Origin of the sequence: Nostoc flagelliforme FACHB-838 (assembly GCF_014698065.1) — a bacterium.
Taxonomy (GTDB): Bacteria; Cyanobacteriota; Cyanobacteriia; order Cyanobacteriales; family Nostocaceae; genus Nostoc; species Nostoc flagelliforme_B.
This window is the reverse complement of the sequence record NZ_JACJSI010000036.1, coordinates 26135-46129: the sequence shown is the minus strand read 5'-3', so window position 1 is coordinate 46129 and position 19995 is coordinate 26135. Positions and strand designations below refer to the sequence as shown.

The 19995-nt window shown below is 41.1% G+C and carries 17 protein-coding genes; 11 read left to right on the top strand and 6 right to left on the bottom strand.

Annotated features, from left to right (window positions below; translation table 11 throughout):
- Positions 1–18 precede the first annotated feature (18 nt).
- On the top strand, positions 19–333 hold the full coding sequence (locus tag H6G97_RS18680) for a hypothetical protein (protein WP_242054988.1): 315 nt from the start codon (positions 19–21) through the stop codon (positions 331–333).
- A gap of 16 nt (positions 334–349) precedes the next feature.
- The gene (locus H6G97_RS18675; RefSeq protein WP_190942214.1) at positions 350–703 is read left to right on the top strand and encodes a hypothetical protein; all 354 of its coding nucleotides are present in this window, start codon (positions 350–352) and stop codon (positions 701–703) included.
- Between the two features lie 182 nt (positions 704–885).
- Here H6G97_RS18675 and H6G97_RS18670 read toward each other — a convergent pair whose 3' ends face one another.
- The 4 genes from H6G97_RS18670 to H6G97_RS18655 all read right to left on the bottom strand — a co-directional run bounded on the left by H6G97_RS18670 (position 886) and on the right by H6G97_RS18655 (position 2999).
- A complete protein-coding gene (locus tag H6G97_RS18670; RefSeq protein ID WP_190942213.1) occupies positions 886–1311 on the bottom strand; it encodes a type II toxin-antitoxin system VapC family toxin in 426 nt (141 codons plus the stop codon).
- Positions 1301–1558 carry a hypothetical protein gene (locus tag H6G97_RS18665; protein WP_190942212.1) on the bottom strand — a complete coding sequence of 86 codons (258 nt, stop codon included), beginning with the start codon at positions 1556–1558 and terminating at the stop codon, positions 1301–1303. The genes H6G97_RS18670 and H6G97_RS18665 overlap by 11 nt, the downstream gene beginning before the upstream one ends.
- Positions 1559–2035: 477 nt before the next feature.
- The gene (locus H6G97_RS18660) at positions 2036–2371 is read right to left on the bottom strand and encodes a hypothetical protein (protein ID WP_190942211.1); all 336 of its coding nucleotides are present in this window, start codon (positions 2369–2371) and stop codon (positions 2036–2038) included.
- A gap of 127 nt (positions 2372–2498) precedes the next feature.
- The gene (locus tag H6G97_RS18655) at positions 2499–2999 is read right to left on the bottom strand and encodes a hypothetical protein (protein ID WP_190942210.1); all 501 of its coding nucleotides are present in this window, start codon (positions 2997–2999) and stop codon (positions 2499–2501) included.
- A gap of 582 nt (positions 3000–3581) precedes the next feature.
- Between H6G97_RS18655 and H6G97_RS18650 the strand changes: the two genes are divergently transcribed.
- Both H6G97_RS18650 and H6G97_RS18645 read left to right on the top strand, forming a co-directional pair.
- Positions 3582–6749: a plasmid replication protein, CyRepA1 family gene (locus tag H6G97_RS18650; RefSeq protein WP_190942209.1), complete on the top strand. Its 3168-nt coding sequence runs from the start codon at positions 3582–3584 to the stop codon at positions 6747–6749.
- Between the two features lie 231 nt (positions 6750–6980).
- Complete coding sequence (locus H6G97_RS18645; RefSeq protein WP_190942208.1) at positions 6981–8798, top strand: tetratricopeptide repeat protein; 1818 nt, start codon at positions 6981–6983, stop codon at positions 8796–8798.
- Between the two features lie 68 nt (positions 8799–8866).
- Here the strand turns inward: H6G97_RS18645 and H6G97_RS18640 are convergent, their stop codons facing one another.
- Together H6G97_RS18640 and H6G97_RS18635 are read right to left on the bottom strand one after the other, a co-directional pair.
- On the bottom strand, positions 8867–9658 hold the full coding sequence (locus H6G97_RS18640) for a Crp/Fnr family transcriptional regulator (protein WP_190942207.1): 792 nt from the start codon (positions 9656–9658) through the stop codon (positions 8867–8869).
- 266 nt (positions 9659–9924) lie between these two features.
- The gene (locus H6G97_RS18635) at positions 9925–11136 is read right to left on the bottom strand and encodes an FAD-dependent oxidoreductase (RefSeq protein ID WP_190942233.1); all 1212 of its coding nucleotides are present in this window, start codon (positions 11134–11136) and stop codon (positions 9925–9927) included.
- Between the two features lie 283 nt (positions 11137–11419).
- Between H6G97_RS18635 and H6G97_RS18630 the strand changes: the two genes are divergently transcribed.
- The 7 genes from H6G97_RS18630 to H6G97_RS18600 all read left to right on the top strand — a co-directional run bounded on the left by H6G97_RS18630 (position 11420) and on the right by H6G97_RS18600 (position 19972).
- Positions 11420–12130, top strand: a complete 711-nt coding sequence (locus tag H6G97_RS18630) for a pentapeptide repeat-containing protein (protein WP_190942206.1) — start codon at positions 11420–11422, stop codon at positions 12128–12130.
- 298 nt (positions 12131–12428) lie between these two features.
- The gene (locus tag H6G97_RS18625) at positions 12429–13904 is read left to right on the top strand and encodes a pentapeptide repeat-containing protein (protein WP_190942205.1); all 1476 of its coding nucleotides are present in this window, start codon (positions 12429–12431) and stop codon (positions 13902–13904) included.
- A gap of 508 nt (positions 13905–14412) precedes the next feature.
- Complete coding sequence (locus H6G97_RS18620; RefSeq protein ID WP_190942204.1) at positions 14413–14778, top strand: hypothetical protein; 366 nt, start codon at positions 14413–14415, stop codon at positions 14776–14778.
- Positions 14779–14883: 105 nt separating this feature from the next.
- Positions 14884–15123, top strand: a complete 240-nt coding sequence (locus tag H6G97_RS18615; protein ID WP_190942203.1) for a helix-turn-helix domain-containing protein — start codon at positions 14884–14886, stop codon at positions 15121–15123.
- Between the two features lie 4 nt (positions 15124–15127).
- The gene (locus H6G97_RS18610; protein WP_242054987.1) at positions 15128–17560 is read left to right on the top strand and encodes a PAS domain S-box protein; all 2433 of its coding nucleotides are present in this window, start codon (positions 15128–15130) and stop codon (positions 17558–17560) included.
- The gene (locus H6G97_RS18605; RefSeq protein WP_190942202.1) at positions 17529–18005 is read left to right on the top strand and encodes a response regulator; all 477 of its coding nucleotides are present in this window, start codon (positions 17529–17531) and stop codon (positions 18003–18005) included. Before H6G97_RS18610 ends, H6G97_RS18605 begins: the two co-directional genes overlap by 32 nt.
- Positions 18005–19972, top strand: coding sequence for a hybrid sensor histidine kinase/response regulator (locus tag H6G97_RS18600; protein ID WP_190942201.1), 1968 nt, complete (start codon positions 18005–18007; stop codon positions 19970–19972). The genes H6G97_RS18605 and H6G97_RS18600 overlap by 1 nt, the downstream gene beginning before the upstream one ends.
- The last annotated feature ends 23 nt before the right edge of the window (positions 19973–19995 follow it).

Below are 19995 nucleotides of genomic sequence, written 5' to 3'. Positions count from 1 at the left end.
GACAGTCCAGAAAAAGTTGTGCGGATTGCCAAGCAAGCTGATGGCAAAATCGTATTTTTAGAAGAGGGCAAAGCTGGTAGAACAGGTAGCGGATTATCACACATCTTAAAGGAACATCAAGATGATTTTGCCAGACGCGGAATCTCTCAGAATGAAATCCCTGATGCTGTTATGGCTGCTGTGACAAGAGGAAAGTTTCTTGGTTATCAAGGAACGATAGAACCTCGCCGGAAAATCTATCAAGTAATTTTTAATGGACAAACACAATACATAGCAGTGAGTGTAGGCGATAATGGTTATATAGTCGGAGCTAATCCCGCCTCTTTACCATAATTCCACCTGAATAGCTATGGCAGTAAAGATAAAACTAATGGCTGATTATGGGTGCGACCCTTTATGGTGGGCAGATGCTGATAAAGTTGGTAACATCGATCCAGCAAAACTGCCCCTCAGTCAAAAAACCATTAGCCATCTGAGAAAATGGGCATCTGCTTACAATGCAACATTAAATTGGCAAGATCCTGCTAACTCACCAGATTTGAGTGCAGAGGCTGAAGCGGCTTTTGAAGAACAAGGAATTAGTCTTTGGAAGGAATTGCAAACAGAACTCGCGCCTAATTATCAAGTTGTTTATTTCAGTGAGCCATTAGGCAAAGTTTTAACTCATCCTAGTGAATTAGAAGTTTTACGTCCTATTCAGTAATGATTTCACGTAACAGAATATAAATCTAGTGCAGCACCAATAAATTTAATTGCGATCGCGGTTTCAAGGAAATCAATGCTGAGGTATTGTATGCTGCGAAGGAAGCTGTCGGGGCGTAGGTTAACGGGTTAGAGATTTTTAATAATAAAGGGCATATCTTAAGGAATGCCTTTTATTATTACTTATTCTGACTTCAGCAGACGAAGAAAGCCAGCCTGTTCAAAGTGGCGATCTGTGGTTAATGCCTCTTTAATGCCAAGCTGTTGCATGACTATAAAAGAAGTGCTATCCACCAAAGACCAAGCTTTATCTTCTCTAGTTTTGAGTAGCTCCCAAGCTGCTGAATCTATTGTTGGTTCAATATAAATCAAGTTGATATAAGGAGCAGTTCTGACAGCTTCTACGTATTTAAATAACTGCGGGCGAGGTACGCGTAAAGGGTTATTCAGCAAAGCCACCAGTTCAAGAACAACATAATTAGTTGTTACCATTACTTGATTTTGCTGACGTTTATGTTGAAACCACTGCTTTGCTTGTTCATGGTAGAACTCAGTTGCAATAAACAAATTAGCCCACCCGGATGTATCTATAAAGACTTTATTCGTCAATTTTTAACTCCTGCTGCAAAGTTTGCTGGAGATATTGATCGTGGTTTTCGCCTACATCAGAATTATCAAATTTTAATGTACCTAGTAAAGGTAAAATTGGATCTAATTCGGAGATATTTTCTTGTTTAGCTGATTGAGATAATGATTGCAGAATTAAATCTTCTAAAGATAGATTCAGTTTTTGCGCCTGAGCAGTTAATTTACTTTCTAAGTCATCTGACAACTGTATTGTTAATGTTTTAGCCATTTGATTCACCAATTACGAATTTAAAAAAACGATATATGAGTAATGAACACTAAATGAAATTCTACTCTTCATTACTCACTCTCATATTTTTTACGCTTACCTTACCTAAGAACCTTGCTTCACATTGTTAATAAAATAATTCGTAGAAGCCATATCATTATTAAATCTAAAAAAATCGCCTAAAAAGCTCGTTGTATTCTGAAAACTTAATTTCTTCAACATTTGCACCAATACGTTCGTAGTATTTAGAATCGTATGCAGTAGGATCTCTACCCGCACTGAGTTTAAATAAGACTACCTCTCTGCCGTGATAATCAATCAGTTTAGTCTCCCTTAAACTCAGACTTATATACTTTAATTCTTCGAGTATAGATTTAGTTTTTAGAAAGCGAGTGATACACAGGATAAAGTTCAGCCAGAGTGTAAGTTGAAACAAATCCTTTTATTCTGTTAGAACACGTTGCAACCAGAGTATACTCATTTATTAATTCGTTCCTCTCTTAAATCATGCACAACTGTTTCCCACTTTTTTGAGCCTTCAGATTGTACAATTAAGTTTCCCTCAACATACTTAACAGGCAAACCTTTATCTAGTTCACCGGGTTGCCAATCACAAGGTTCATACCCACCCAAATTTGATAAGTCAGTCTCTAGCCATCCTGCATCAGATTCTTCACTGACTAAAGATAACAGAGATTCCTGAATATTCTCCTTTTGCCACTCTAAAAACTTAACAAAATCTAGAACTTTCTGCTGTGCATTTTTTGGGAGGTGTTCTAGTTTTTCCAAAATCTTTTCTTTGAGAGAATCCATAGTTACAGCTACAATCTTTACTCAATAGTGTAACTCATAGCCCCTATCTTTCAAAATAGGCTTTTTTGTCCAGCTTTGAATTAGGTATGCTTTACAGATGATTTGAGTTGCTTTACTACACTCTTTGCTATTTAATTTCTTTGTGTGTAGTTCTGTTTATAGAATAGGTACTTCCCCTAAAGCTTAATTTATAGGTTACTGGTGGTGTAATTATTTCAGTCGATTGGGCATTAGGATCAGCACAAACAAAATAAGTACATCCCCGAAAGCTCAATTTATGGATTACTAATGGTATGGTTTCTCCATCTGATTTGCTATTAATATCAGGACAATAGCAAGCCCCACGGTAGATTAAGTTATAATCTGATTCAGATTTTGGAACTGGCTGTTGCGAATATTGTATTTCCCTGCTTACCACTTTGCTTGTGTAATATTCGTAGCTTGTACTGATAAGAATAAGAATTAATAGTAAAAGTAAAATTTGCCAAGGAGCTAACATTAAACCTAAAATCAGGCTAATAGCTGCAAAGACAGCTACTAAATGTGAAATTTCATTATTATTTTTTCTTAATAAAAAATAGCCAGTAATAAAACAAGCACACGGTACAATCAAAAAGTACAAAGCCATATTTCCTACATTCGGAACTAAAAGCAAAGAGTTTATAAAGCAGATTGAACTTATTTGGAGAGTTGTTGTCTATTTTACCTTCAATCAGCTTTTGAAGTTACCGTGTTACTTGAGTAAAAGTGTTACGTCAAGGTATCTGTATTAGCCTCTGGAACCTTTGTTCGCATACCTTTAGAGCGAGTTAAAGGATTCTGTAGAGTGAGGGGTTTTATTTTTATTCATCAAAGGGGTCACGCCCCAAACATGAGGCGTGGTAACAAGTTGATGCTCAGTGTAAAGTTCTTGTTGAAGTAAATGAAGATACTACCTTATATTAATCCCTGCTGCAACCCCTCTAGCGATCGCATTCCTTAACGCAGAAATTTACTGATAAATTCAAATTAAAATTGAACAAATATTACAATACAAAATTATTACTTTGGGGATCTAATAGGCAGGATAACCCACTAGGGTTTTAACCGATGTGTCTAGTGTAACGAAGTAAAAAAAGCATCCTAAAAGCCTCGCAATCTCTCTTATAGAAAAAAAGCAGATGCATGTTAATGTTTTAATCTCATTGACTTTCCCTTCGGGCCTTTCCCTATGCATCTGCACTATTTACACCCCCAACACCTTGAAGAATTAGTCAAGAGTAGTGGTATAGACTTACACTTAGTGCATCTTAATTTTAGGTCGCTCCAAGGCGTAACAGCTTATGAGTACCTATTGATTTCTGAGCTACTTCCCCGCACCAATACCGGAATGGTGAAAAGTAGTTGGTTGCAGCGTTATGCTCATATCACCGAAGGTGGTTGGTGGTGTTCGGGACTAGACCCTCTGAATAATTGGCAAATGATGGAATGGGGATGCTTTAAGCCAAACCAACCCCGACAGAATCACAATGGCAAGTCCATCAAGTACGAGCATCCCCCCAGCACGCCAACGCGAGTATTTTGTTTGCGGGTAACGCTGCAAGTGTGGCAGCAAGTCGCTGGGCGTTACAATCTGGTCATGCCTGACAATATTACCATTACTCCTGATGGCGAGGCTGGAGGCTTTTGGCAATGGGTGATGCAACAGAACATTCCCCTCGTCATCTGTGAAGGTGTAAAGAAAGCAGCTACATTATTAACGCAAGGATATGTAGCTATCGCCATTCCCGGAATTACCAGTGGTTATCGGGTTGTTAAAGATGAATTTGGCAAAGTTACCCGTCGTCAGCTAATTCCTGATTTAGCAGCATTTACAATTACAAAACGCAGCTTTTACATTTGCTTTGATTTTGAAACTCAACCCAAGACAATTGCTGCTGTTAACAATGCTATTTCTCAACTTGGTTGTTTATTTCAGCAAAAAAATTGCCCTGTTAAAGTCATCGAACTTCCAGGAGTTGAAAAAGGGGTTGATGAATTTATTATTGCTAAAGGTGCAAGTAGTTTCGAGAAAGTTTATCGCCAAAGTGTTGATTTAGAAATTTATCTTGCTCAAACCAAACCCCACACCGAATTAAGCATTCCAGCTGCACTCACCTTCAACCGTCCTTATATAGGTGAAATACCTTTCCCCACTTCTGGATTAGTAGGAGTAAAATCAGCGAAAGGAACGGGAAAAACTACGGCACTGCAAAGCGTTGTTCAGCAAGCAAAAAGTAGAAACCAACCTATTTTATTAATTACTCACAGAATCTTACTTGGACGATTTTTGTGTGAAAAAATTGGTATTCAATGGGGAACGCATAAAGAAGATCGGGAGAAAATAATTGATAAAACACTTACTCCTGCTCCTCCCATCCTCCGCTCTCTCTTTCCTCTGCCCTCACTCGGCTTATGTGTTGATTCGATTTGGAAACTTAACCCGGAAAATTGGCGCGGGGCAATAGTAATTTTAGATGAAGTAGAGCAATCTTTATGGCATCTGTTAAACAGTAATACTTGTAAGCACAAGCGGGTAAAAATATTAAAGTTATTCCAGCAACTAATTGCTACAGTTTTAAGTAGTGGAGGGTTAGTAATTGCCCAAGATGCTGATTTATCAGATGTTTCACTGGAATATTTACAGGGATTAGCAGGGATTAAATTAACGCCTTGGGTAGTTCTCAACCAGTGGAAACCTCAGCATGGTTGGGACCTGACTTTTTATGATTCGCCGAACCCAACACCGCTAATTCACCAACTGGAATTGGATTTACTTGCTGGACGTAAATGTTATGTTACTACTGATAGTCGGGCTGGGCGTTACAGTTGTGAAACAATTGAACGTTATCTGAAAGAGCGGTTACAAAAATTACGGCGACAATTTCCTAAAACTCTCGTAGTTAGTAGTCATACTACAAATACACCTGGTCATGCAGCCGTTGATTTTATCGCAGCGATTAATCAAAAAATATCTGAATATGACGGGGTTTTTGTTACCCCTAGTCTTGGTACAGGAATTAGTATTGATGTCCAACACTTTGACCGAGTTTATGGCATTTTTCAAGGGGTAATTCCTGACTCAGAAGCAAGACAAGCTTTAGCAAGAGTTAGGGATGATGTGCCGCGTGTTGTCTGGTGTGCTAAACGAGGTATTGGTTTAATTGGTAGTGGAAGTACAAATTATCGTTTATTATCTGATTGGTATCAAGAAAATCAAAAAGAAAACTTAGCTTTACTGAGTCCATTGCATAAAATAGATGTGGATTTACCTTTAGTTTATGACCCAATTCATTTGCGAACTTGGGCGAAGTTATCTGCGAGGGTAAATGCTTCTATCCGCCTTTATCGGCAATCGATGCAAGATGGTTTAATTGCGGATGGGCATCAAATTCAGATGCGAAGTAATGCGGTTCACAATAATATTATTCGAGATTTACGCCTAGCTTTTTTAGCAACTGATGCCAATGATTTAGCTACCCGCAGAAGATTAGTTTTAGAAATTATCAAGGTTCAAAAAGATTGGGCACAAAGTCGTCAAAAAGCTAAAGAAATTAAACGCAAAATAAAAGAGATTAAGCAGCAAAATCAATTATCGGTAGCATCTGCTGTAGCCAATGCTAAAGATATCGATTATATGGAGTATGAGCAATTGTTAGTTAAGCATTCCCTAACGGATGGAGAACGCAACCAAATCAACAAATATGTTCTTAGACAAAGGTATGGTGTAGAAGTTACTCCTTGGCTGAAATTACAAGATGACCAAGGATATTATCGTCAACTGTTAATTCACTATTATTTAACTCACGAAAGCGAATATTTTCACGTTAGAGATGAGCAAGAGTGGCATCAGCAATTGTCTTGGGGCGAAGGAAAAGTTTTTCTTCCAGATTTAAAAACTTACACGCTCAAAGTTGAAGCGATGAGAGCTTTAGGGATGCTTCAGTTTCTTGAAGATAAACGAGAATTTACTGAGACTGACCCAGATTTGATATTGCTAAAAAATGTTGCGTTTCAACATAGTAAGCATATTAAAAGAGCGCTTGGCATTAATTTGGTTGGGGAGAAAGAGCAGGTTTCAGCAATAAAAATACTCAGCCGACTATTAAATTTGTTGGGGTTGAAGCTGAAGCGAGTAAATGAGGTTTATCAAATTGATTTAGAAACGCTATGTAATGGTAGGGAAAAAATCTTTGCTGTTTGGCATCAACGAGATGAGTTGATGTTGGCTCATGTTAAGAGTGTTGGTTATGAGTTGCCTGATTATTCTTCAGACTGGAAGCTTGAAATTATGCAAACGAAGTCTGAAAATGCTAATCAGATGGTGTCTATGCCTACTCTTCCATTATCAAAGATATAGCAATTCTGAATTATTTATAAGAATTGCAAAGCTTTTAGAGACTGGGAACGAGATAGTCTCTGATTTATTAGTTAAGGGTTATTGGTATAGATGATTGGGCTTTCAAGACGCGATAAATTACGTCTCTACAAGTGGGTTTTGGTTTGTGCCTAATTGGAATAATTTTCAAAACATATCGTTAGCAATCCTAATGCTTTAGGCTAGAGAATGTCAAAAGCCAAAAAAAATTATATGAATACTGAAGATTTTTTTAACCAAGGATTAAACCACAATTTACAAGGGGACTATCAAGCCGCGATCGCAGCTTACACCCAAGCAATCAAGCTAAATCCTAACTACGCCGAAGCTTACCACAATCTAGGGCTGATTTTAAGTAGTCAACTCAAAGATTATCGCAGTGCGATCGCTAACTTTAATCGCGCCATCGAAATCAATCCCAATTTTGCCATAGCTTATTACAACCGGGCTAATGCTCGTTACTTTTTAGCCGATTATGAAGGTGCGATCGCAGACCATAACCAAGCATTAGAAATCGATCCAAATTTAGCTCAATCTTACCACAGCCGAGGAAACGCCTACTTTGCTTTGGAAAACTACGACAAAGCGATTGCAGATTATATCCAAACTATCGAAAATAGTACCCAATTAGCTGATAATATCAATATTGATATAGCCAACGCTTATCATAATCGTGGCGTAACTCGTTTTGAACGTGGCGATCATCAAGGGGCGATCGCAGATTTTCAGCAAGCTTTACAATGGCATCCCCATTTTGCCGGCGCTTACAGCAATCGCGGCAATATTCACCAGGTCTTAGGAAATTATCAGGAAGCGATCGCTGACCATAATCAGGCATTACAATTAGATCCTAATTTGGCGGAAGCTTATCATAACCGAGGTAATGCTCACTACGCTTTAGCAGATTATCAAAGTGCGATCGCAGATTACAACCAGGCTCTAAAAATTAACCCCAGCTTTGCCGGAGCATACTATAATCGGGGTCTTGTGCTTGCTCACATCAAAAATTATCATGAAGCAATTGAAGACTTTAACCAAGCATTGAAGCTGAATCCTGATGATGTGCAAGCTTATTGTGAGCGGGGCCTGGTTCGTAGTATTCTTGAAGACTATCAGGGTGCGATCGCAGATTATGACCAAGCGTTACAAGAAAATCCAACTTTAGCTTTAGTATATGGCTTTCGGGCCAATGCTCGCCGCCGATTGGGAGATTATCAAGGCGCAATTGAAGATAGCAATCGCCTATTACAACTTAATCCTAATTTAGCAGAAGGATATTGCGATCGCGCGGCGGCCCGTCGTTCTTTAGGAGATCATAAAGGTGCAATTAAAGATTATGATCGAGCATTGCAGATTAATGATAACTTAGCCGCAGCTTATTATGGTCGGAGTATTGCCCGTGAAGCTCTGCAAGATTTACAGGGAGCAATTGATGATAACACTCAAGCCATAGAGCTTGTTCCTGAATTTTCCCAAGCCTATTGTAATCGCGGAAATGCTCGTCGTCTTTTAGGAGATGAACACGGAGCGATCGCAGATTATAATCAAGCATTAAAAATTAATCCTGATTTAATTGAAGCATATTACAACCGGGGTTCAACCCACTATGCTTTAGAAGCTTATGAAAGTGCGATCGCAGATTACACCCAAGCATTACAATTTAATCCCCAATCTGCTGCATTTTACAGCGATCGCGCCAATGCTCGCTATGCCCTAGAAGATTATCAAAAGGCTATAGAAGATTACAGTCGAGCGATCGCACTCGACCCCAGCTTTGCCGAAGACTGGTATAATCGCGGTCGTAGCCGTTCACTATTGGGAGACTTAGAAGGAGCGCTTGCAGACTTAAATCAAGCCTTACAGCGTCAACCTAATTGGGCTTCAGCTTACATTCTTCGAGCAGATGTCTACCGCAATCTGGGAGACTCTCAAAGAGCAATTACAGATTTCCAGAAATCCGCAGACTTGTATTATCAAGAAGGAAATATCCAGTATTATCAACAAATTATTGAGTTAATTGAACAGCTTTGAAGAACTCCACCCCGCCAAAGCTGTACTTTGTCTCCCTTCCCGTTAGCTCTGTCCGCCTGGATATTGAGTCAAAGATTCTTGTGCAGGGAGAGGGGAAAATGATTTTCCCTCTCCCTGCTCCCTTTGTCAAGAGCAGGCTGACTCGGTACACTAAGCAATCGAGCGTATTCATCTTTAATCATGGAATAACATTCACAAGACTTATCTTCCAAGCCCGAGCGATTCAAAATATTAATAGTGCCACGCTTGTAGCTAATCATTCCGGCTCGGCTGAGTCTATTTGCTACCTCCGTAACCCCAGTGCGACGGCAGCCCAGCATTTTAGCAATATATTCCTGAGTTAGAAAGAATGTATCTGATTGCACGCGATCAGCAACGAAGAGTAACCAACGCGCAAGCCGTCGTTCTATACTGTGTAAGGTATTGCAGGCAAGTGTTTGTGTTACCTGGATAAGCAGCCGATGAGTGTAACGCAACAGCAAACCTTGAAGCTCTCCACCTCGGTTGAACTCGGCGATTAGCAACTCTGTCTTCATCATTAGAGAACTGCCTGAAATTTGGACAAATGCAGTTGTATTTGTAGTGTTGCTGCCCAAAATGACGGAAACGCCTACGATGCCGTCATTGCCCACTATACCAGCTTCGACAGTCAAGCCATTTTTTTGGGTAGAAACTAAAGAAACTATTGACTGATGGGGAAAATAAACGTGTGTTATTGGTTCATTAGCTTTATAAAGAACTTGCCCAACTTCAAGTTGGACTTGCTCTAGATGGGGAGCTAGACGTTGGTACTCTGCCATAGTCATGGCAGTAAGTATTTGATTTTCTATTGCGAGATGAGGTTGCTTAGATACTGACATTAAAACCTAGCGTCATTGTGTTGATTGAAGCAACGCTAGAGCAGCTTGAGAGCAGCCAGTAACTAGTCCCAATAGGTCAAAAGGTTGTTTTTATTCAGAAATTGTAAACTTCATAACTTACAACCGGAGCATCAAAGCATAGATTGATTAATGATGCCTTTAGGATTGATGCAATACTTTCTTTATGATTACACATTTAATGTAATGTTGCTTATCTGTCCGTTTGTGTACATGAACTTATCCCACTCAATTATCCAGACATGATATTATTCAAAGCGAAAGCGTTCCATGAAGCGGCGGTCAATCCAATCTTTGTAATGCCACAATAGTTTGTGAGGTGGTAAAGTAAAAGCGCCTCTGGTTGCGTAGGCGTTGCCCATCGCAGATATCGCTCGTTTGTCTCCTGTACCAATTAAACTTAAATATTGTTTCTGTGGTTTATAAGGTTTAAGTGACTTACCTAATAAAATTCGCTGCAAATTCTCAAATAAAGGTTTGCCTTGTCTAACTGCGAATACTCCAGCTTTCGGACGCGGATGATTCACCATTGTCGCAATGTCACCAGCAGCAAATACCTGCGGGTGTGTTTGAGATTGTAACGTGTCTTCTACCAAAATAAAACCTTGCTCATCAGTTCCTAGTCCAGCAGTTTTTAACCATTCGGGTGCTGATGCTTGTGTTACCCAAAAGATTTTATTGCACTCTACTATCAAGCCAGATTCACATTCTATTTCAAATACTTCTTTAGTTCCCTTGTGGGTGGTAGGTGCAATTTTACACACAGTTTCCCCAAGGTGCAGCTTAATACCTTGCTCAGTTAAAATTTGCTGAAGTTGATGCCGCACTGATTGATGGTAATTGGGCATCAGTTCTTGCTCACGCTGAAATAAATGAATTTCCAGGTTTTGAATAGGTTGTTGAGTTTGATGTAAAATCTGATGTAAACGCGATCGCATCGATAGCGCTAATTCTACACCGCCAGCACCTCCACCGACGATCGCAATGCTAATTGGTTCTTGAGGATTTTTACCTACGGCTTCAATTAATTTATCCCAATGCTCTAATAGCTGCGATACTGGTTTAGCTGCGATCGCATATTCTGCCGCACCTGATACAGATATTCTGGACGGAGTGCTGCCAATATCAATAGACAGCAAATCAAAATCTACCACCAGTCCGTTAGCACAAAGAACTTTGTTGTTTTCCAAGTCTAGGGCAACTACCGTGTCAATATATAACCGTGCTTGAGCAAAGTTCGCCAAAGGTCGCAAGTCAATATGGCATTCATCGTGGCTGTAAAATCCGGCAATGTGTCCTGGTAACATTCCAGAGTAGGCTGTGTCTGAGGCTGCGGTAATCAATGTCAAACGCACTCCGGGTAACGGTTTTATCCCGAACATTTTCATAACAATAGCATGACTGTGACCGCCACCAATTAACACCAGGTCTTTAACTATTGGTTGTAAGTTTTGTTGAATTTCAACAGTTATATTCTTCATGTTTTTATTGCATAACCATATTAAAATATTGACCACGCATGAAACAATATAACGTTTCCCATTTGTATGCAATACACTTTGACCTTTCTCCAAACCTCTCTCCTAAAACGAGAGGGCATTGAGACTTACTCCCTTTCTTTTGTAGGGGAGGGGGCGGGGGTTAGGCCTGTATTCCATCTGCCATAACATACGCGAATAAATTTTTCAGAAATATTGCGGACATTTCAGCATATTTTCAGTTATTATTGATTTTTTTCATACTATGAAAAATATTTCACCAATAAATAATATACAGCTATCAAAAATATCCCTCTGGATAAACACTTTCCAAGAAAAATTTAAAAATAATCAGTATTATTCGCCAAAGCAACGTTTAAGAATAGCAAGCCAACAGCTAGGATATAACACAATAGAAAGCAGTCTAGCTATAATTATTGAGCTAGAACGAATTGCCCAAAGTTATCCACAGTACCACTGGATAATTACAGACATTCTTGCTACTTTTGTACGAGAAAATGCACCTTGTATTCCCCAAGACAAAGTAACAAACAACCTGTCAGCAAAACTTCGTGTAGATATTCAAGCAGCTCTCACTGTTATCGCCAGAAGAGATGCAAACAAAGACCCAGAAGGTGAGCAGCTTGACTTGAGCTATACGGACATGAGAGAAGCAAACTTGAATGGGGCAAACCTAAAACAAACAAATCTTTATCAAGCTAATCTAGCCGGAGCCAACCTTAAAGAAGCTAATCTAGCAGGAGCAATACTTAGTGCAGCTAACCTCGAAGGGGCTAATTTACATTTAGCCAACTTAGAAGGAGCAATCCTCAGCGCTGCCAACCTAGAGAGGGCTAACCTTTGTGGAGCTAACCTGCATCGTGCAAGTTTATATCTAGCTGGGTTACATATCTCAACCCTCAATGATGCCATACTCGATGGGGCAAATCTTAGAGAAATCAAATTCTCTCAGTAAAAGACTAATATCATGTCTGCTTGATTACTTATTAAACACTAATTACCCCACCCCGCAAACCTACAGTGTACATACATAAGGCTTAATACTTTCACAGACAGAACTGGGGAATGCATTCATTGAGTCTCTAATAGGCAGCAACTCCTAATGAGCTTTGAAAATTAGGACATAATAATATTCCATATCATTCCTTTGTTCAAGGAGTGTTTGGACACCTATTATAATTTTCTGCTAAATGCTATACTATTTTTCCTCAACACCTAAGTAATAATTCTAAGTTGTAAGGAAAATTTTTACCATGTCTTCTAAAAAGACAGATACTCAGTTGAATTGGTTGATAACCATAACAGTTATATTTGGCTTCTCATTGACTATAATTTTTTTCGTATTGTCTAGTATTAAAGAATTGTCTATACAGGAAAAAATACAGTATAGAAACCAAGCATTAACCACTACTGCAATAATTTTTCTCGCATCGGCAGCAATGTTTAATACTTATTATGCGGCAAGGCGTGCGCAAGCGATGCAGAAAAATGCGATCGCAGCTGAGAAAAATCTCGAAATTGGTCTTCAAAATACAAAACTCAATCAAGACAGATTGATTGCAGAGCGCTTTATGGGGGCAATTGGCCAGCTTGGACATGAAAAAATCGAAACCCGGACAGGCGCAATTTATGCATTAGAAAGAGTTGCTCAGGATTTTCCGAAAGAACACTGGACAATTATGGAAATCCTCACTGCCTTTGTGCGAGAGAATGCACCTATCCAGCACGTAAAAGGGGAGCAACAAAAGCCGGAATATCAAGCAGAAATTTACTCAAGTAGACGTAGAACTGAGTCGCGTCCGACACAGCAGCTAGATCAAAATCTCCATGAAGAATTGCCAAAAATACGCACCGATATTCAAGCAGCCCTAACTGTTATCGGCAGGCGTAATTTACTCGAAGACCCAAAAGATCAGAAACTTGATTTACGTAACACCGATATTAGATTAGCAGACCTGTTAAAAGTTAACCTGCAACAAGCAGATTTACGTGGGGCTGACTTGAGTGGGGCTGACTTACGTGGAGCTGACTTGAGTGGGGCTGACCTTAGTGGCGCTAAACTCATTAGGTCTATTCTCTATGAAACCAAATTAGAAAAAGCTAGTTTATGTGGAGCTAACCTTTGTTGGGCTAACCTCAACCGTACCAACTTCACTGGGGCAAACCTGCGTTCAGCCAACCTATCTGGAGCAAGTCTGCGTGCAGCTAATCTGCAAGGGGCGAACCTTTATAAAGCTAACTTGCAACAAGCAACCTTAAAAGTTGCCAACCTTTCAGGGGCAAAGCTGTTTTTAGCTAATTTGCAAGGAGCAAAATTGGGGAAAGCCAACCTACAGCTAACGGGTTTGATTGGTGCTAATCTCTGTGGGGCTAATTTAAATGGTGCTAATCTTTCAGGAGCTAATTTGAATGCAGCCAAGCTTCATCAAACAGAAGTCTATTTTGCCAACCTCTCCGAAGCCAGCTTAACGGAAGCTGACCTGTTTCAGGCTAACCTCATTGGAGCAAATTTATATAGGGCAACTTTTTATCAAGCTAACCTGACTCAAGCAAACCTGATGGGAGCTAACTTTTCAGAGACTAACCTTAATGATGTCAAACTGGAAGGGACAATTTTGACAGGAGCTAAAAATTTAGAGTTGCAGCAGATTACAGACGCACTTGGCGATCGCACTACTCGTCTACCTGATTATATCGAAGCACCGACACATTGGCGGCAGTCTAGTTAAGTTATCTCAGCATCATTCGTTATTTGGGCGCATTCTACCAGTTTTACAAAATGATATGCTTTTACCAGGAGCATCTCAGCTTTTCAACAATTCGCGGGACTGCGGCAAAAACCCTTTAAAATTCTCTTCCCTTTGCGCTCTTTGCGTCCTTCGCGGTTCGTTAAAAAAACCTCTAGAATTTCTATATGTCTGATAACAAGACAGACCCTCTGAGAAATTGGTTAATAGTTCTACAATTTATATTTATTTTTTGCTTATTTATTGTTTTTTTAGCCTTTGTGAATGTTGAAGGTTTATCAACAGAGCAAAGGTTAGATTATGGAATTAAAGATTTAACAACTACTGGGTGCTGATCTTAAAAATGCGATCCTTACGGGAGCCGAAAACCTAGAACAACAGCAGATTGAATTGGCTAAAGGCGATCGCACAACCATCCTACCGGAAAATCTTCAACTACCCAAACATTGGAAACCTCAAGTTTCACCTTTAGATACTGAAACTTGAACCTTTGAGCATCATCGTTGAACCTCTGAACTTCATCGTTGAACCTCTGAGCTTCATCGTCGAACCTTTGAGCTTCATCGTCGAACCTTTGAGCTTCATCGTTGAACCTCTGAGCTTCATCGTCGAACCTTTGAGCATCATCGTCGAACCTTTGAGCTTCATCGTCGAACCTTTGAGCTTCATCGTTGAACCTCTGAGCTTCATCGTCGAACCTTTGAGCATCATCGTCGAACCTTTGAGCTTCATCGTCGAACCTTTGAGCTTCATCGTTGAACCTCTGAGCTTCATCGTCGAACCTTTGAGCATCATCGTCGAACCTTTGAGCTTCATCGTCGAACCTTTGAGCTTCATCGTCGAACCTTTTAACTAATACGGTTCAGTAAGAGACGGAAACAAAGAAAATCTTTCCTTAGTAGGAGAAAATCAATAAGACGCCTGTCCTATGATAATTATTTTATGAAAGTAAAATAGAGAAATGCCTGTAACAAAGCGGCTGGAAATTTTAGATTTAATTCGGGAGCTTCGGCAGCAACTTAATCTTTCTCAAAAACAGTTTGCTGCTAAAATAGGAGTTTCTTTCAAAACAGTTAACCGTTGGGAGAATGGGCATACAGAGCCTTCAAGCATAGCCCTAAAACTAATAGAAGAAATGTTACGCAAGATGGGCGAACCCGGCAAAAGACTGCTAAATCAGTATTTTCCAGAAGCAGATTAGGGTTATGAGTCGTAAGGCGAGGGCATCTGAATCCCAAGACATCTTTGCTGGCCGTAGAGACAAGGGCGCATTCATCCGAGAGCAACTGCTGCACTATGGTGTTGCTTTGCTATCCGTTGTTTTAGCACTGTGGGCAACCCTGCTACTAAATCCATATCTCACCCCAACGCCTGCGGCACTGTTTTTTGCTGCGGTGATGGTGAGTGCCTGGTACGGTGGCTTGGGGCCTGGTTTACTTGCAACCATTTTGTCTACTTTGGCAATCAATTACTTCTTTTTTAAGCCATTTTATGAGCTGAAAATTACAAATCTGAATCTTGTAATCCCCCTAATCGCGTTCATGCTGACAGCAGGGTTAATCAGCTGGCTCAACGAATCACGCCGCGCAGCCCAATGGCAAGCTGAGGCAACTTTGAAGTCACTACGCGAAAACGAGGTCAGGTTTGGTCGCATAACAGAGTCTAACGAAGAAGCACTGTGGCAACGAGAAACAGAACTTCGCTTAATTACAGATACTTTACCAGTACTAATTTCTTTTGTAGATGCAGAACAACGCTACCGCTTCAACAACCGAGCTTATGAAGAGTGGTTTGGGCATTCGACAGCAGAAATCTATGGAAAGTATCTTTGGGAAGTTCTAGGTGAATCTGCATATCAAATGCTTCGTCCCAATGTGGAACAAGTACTGGCAGGAAAGCAGCTAATATTTGAAGGTGAAATTCCTTATAAAGATGGTGGCACACGCTACATCAATTGTATTTATGTTCCTCAGTTTAATAGACAGGGAATCGTTGAAGGGTATGCAGCGTTGATCACTGACATCAGCGAACAGCAAGCCGCACTACGCGAGCGCAAGCTAGCAGAAGCAGCGTTGCGCGAAAGTGAAGCCCGCTTTCGCAATTTGGCAGACACCGCTCCCGTACTGATTTGGATGTCTGGCACTGACAAACTTTGTAACTACTTTAATAAACCTTGGCTAGATTTTACCGGGCGGACTCTAGAGCAAGAGATGGGCAATGGGTGGGCTGAAGGTGTTCATCCTGATGATTTTCAGCGTTGCTTAGACACATACACCAATGCCTTTGATGCCCGACAAAATTTTACAATGGAATATCGCCTCAGACGCAATGATGGCGAATATCGTTGGCTTTTTGATACTGGTGTGCCTCGGTTTGCACCAACGGGGGAGTTTCTCGGCTATATCGGCTCCTGTGTTGATACCCACGATCGCAATTTGGCAGAAAAAGCGCTACGTGACAGTGAGGAGCGATACCGAATTTTAACGGAGGTGTCACCGCAGGCTATTTGGATGGGCGATGTCTACGACGGGCTACGCCTACGCAATGGTGGTATTAGCTATTGCAATCAATACTGGTTAGACTTCACCGGACTGACAATGGAGCAAACCTCTGGCTATGGCTGGATTTATGCCATTCACCCTGATGATCGCGATCGCGTTTTGAAAAGTTCGATGCAGGCTATTGCTAATGGTACAAACTACGAAATAGAAATTCGCTTTCGTCAAGTTTCAGATGGTAGCTATCGTTGGCATATTGTTCGCGGTTTGCCATTTCGAGATGCAGCCGGACAGACTATCAAATGGGTAGGCATCGCTAGCGACATTCACGATCGCAAAGTTGCCGAAGCCGCCCTACAACAACTCAACGAAATGCTGGAGCAACGGATTCAAGAGCGCACTGCCCAACTTGAAGCCGCCAATAAAGAACTCGAATCTTTTTCTTATTCAGTTTCTCACGACTTGCGGGCACCGCTACGCCACATCGCCGGATTTATAGAATTGCTTCAGAAACGTAATAGCTCAACAAGTTTAGATGAAACAAGCCAGCGCTATTTGAAAATAATTGCCGAAACTGCAAAACAGGCAGGAATACTGATCGATGAATTGCTGACATTTTCTCGCATGGGGCGCACCGAAATGCGCTACATCAACCTCAATATGGAGGAATTGGTACAAGAGGTAAAACGCGATTTAGTCACAGAAACCCAAGAACGCAAAATCAATTGGCACATCAAGCCACTGCCAGAAATTCAGGGCGACCCCTCCATGCTGCGGCTCGTGTTTCGCAACCTGATGGGCAATGCCGTAAAATATACCCAGACTAAAAACCTAGCAGAAATCACCGTTGGAGGTATTGACAACGAAAACGAAGTTGTCTTTTTTGTTCAAGATAACGGCGTAGGCTTTAATATGCAATATATACACAAGCTATTTGGAGTATTTCAACGCTTACATAGCGACCCCCAATTTGAAAGCACTGGTGTTGGATTGGCAAACGTGCAACGCATTATTCATCGACATAACGGTCGAGTCTGGGCAGAGGCTGTAGTTGACAGTGGAGCCACCTTTTATTTCTCGCTGCCTAAGTTGTTGATAAATGAGAGTGATGAAAGAACTCAAGCGAATTCTGCTAATTGAGGACAGTGCCAATGATGCAGAGTTAATATTAGCTGCCTTGTCGGAAAACCATCTCGCTAACGAAGTGGTAGTAGTGCGTGATGGAGAAGAAGCACTAGATTATCTCTATCGCCGGGGATTGTTTCGGTTGCGAATGGAAGGGTATCCTGTTGTCGTCTTGCTCGATTTGAAACTGCCGAAAATCGATGGGCTAGAAGTACTAGCACAACTCAAATCAGACCCAGTAATGCGAGTGATTCCAGTTGTGGTACTGACCTCTTCCCGTGAGGAACCGGATTTAGTTCGATGCTACGAGTTAGGGGTCAATGCTTATGTTGTCAAGCCAGTGGATTACCATGATTTTGTCGATTCCATTAAGGGTGTTGGCCTGTTTTGGGCGGTAATCAATCAGCCTCCCGTTGGTGCTTTACCTCCAGCGCCTCATCCTCAAAAGGAGAGTAACTGATGAATTTCCTCCGTTTCCTCCTTTTGGAAGATAGCGCCTTAGATGCAGAGCTAACCGAAGCGATGCTAACCGAAGGGGAAATTAATTACGAACTGATCCGAGTCGAAACCGGTGCTGATTTCTTGGCTGCTCTGGAAACGGAGACTTTCGATTTAATTCTTGCCGATTATGCCTTGCCCTCTTTTGATGGAATTTCAGCTTTGGAAATTGCCCGAAATTATTGTCCAGAGGTTCCTTTTATTTTTGTTTCTGCTGCGCTAGGTGAAGAATTAGCGATCGAAGCTTTAAAGAACGGTGCAACCGATTATGTGTTAAAGCAACGATTAGAGCGATTAGTTCCTTCAGTGCAACGGGCATTGCGGGAAGCTAAAGAGCGGCGTGAGCGCAAGCAAGCAGAGGAGTCCTTACAGAAGAGTGAAGCGAAGTATCGCAGAATTGTTGATACCTCTTATGAAGGAATCTGGATGATTGACCAAGAAGCCCAAACAGAGTTTGTGAATCAGCGGATGTCTCAGATGTTGGGCTATCCGGCAGAAGAAATGCTCGGTCGTTCCATATTTGATTTTATAGATCGGACTGATGGCATAACAGATGAAGAGAAACTGGAGTGGCTGAAGCGAGAAAACAACAATCTTAAAGAAGCTCGATTGTGTTGCAAAGATGGTTCGTACATCTGGACACTGGTTTCTGCTAGAGCGATTTTTGATGAGCAAAATGAGTTCTTAGGGGCGATCGCTATGTTAACTGACATCAGCGATCGCAAACGCACAGAATCAGAACGCGATCGCCTTTTGCAACTTGAGCAATTAGCCAGGGCGGAAGCTGAGGCTGCTAATCGGATTAAAGATGAGTTTTTGGCGGTACTTTCCCATGAACTGCGATCGCCTTTGAATCCGATTCTCGGTTGGGCAAAACTTTTGCAGAGCCGTAAATTTGATGATATATCGCTCAGTAAAGCATTGAAAACTATTGAACGCAATGCCAAATTACAAGCTCAACTAATTGAAGACTTACTAGATGTTTCTCGCATCCTCCAAGGCAAACTCAGCCTCAACATGATCCCAGTCGATCTGGTATCTGCCATTCAAGCCGCAATGGAAACAGTACATTTGGCAGCAGAGGCTAAAACCATTGAGATTGAGACGATGCTTGATCCAACTACGGGGAAAGTTCTGGGTGATTCAGCTCGCTTACAACAAGTTCTTTGGAACCTGTTATCAAATGCTGTCAAGTTTACACCCACTGGGGGAAAAGTAAATGTGCGATTGGAGTGCATCGATTCTCAAGCGCAGATTACCGTCAGCGACACAGGTAAGGGCATTCACCCAGACTTTCTACCTTATATGTTTGACTATTTCCGTCAGGCTGATAGTACAACAACGAGAAAGTTTGGGGGGCTAGGGTTAGGTTTAGCGATCGCTCGTCACTTGATTGAGATGCACGGGGGAACGATTTGGGCTGAAAGTCTTGGCGAGGAGCAAGGAGCGATTTTCACAGTTAGATTGCCGCTGATCAAAGACAGTGCGAAAATCCCGGATGAGATAAATCCTGATTCCTCAGCTGCTGTTTTTGCCTCTTCTCCCCTGATGGGTTTACAAGTCTTGATTGTAGATGACAATGCTGATAGCCGCGACTTTTTCAGCTTTGTCCTAGAACAGTTTGGTGCGATCGTTACCGCAGTAGCATCAGGAGATGAAGCATTAAAAGCGCTCACGCAGTCAAAGCCAGATATCTTACTTAGCGATATTGGCATGCCAGAGATGAACGGCTATATGCTTATGGAACAGGTGCGGACTCTGGAAGCAAAAATCGGCAGAAAACAGATTCCCGCGATCGCTCTGACTGCTTATGCAGGCGAAATTAATCAGCAGTACGCGCTAAAAGCAGGATTTCAACAGCACATCGTTAAACCTGTAGCACCAGAAGAATTGCTCATAGCGATTTCTAATTTAGTCAAATATACTTAAGTCTTTGTTATAAATCTGAGTTA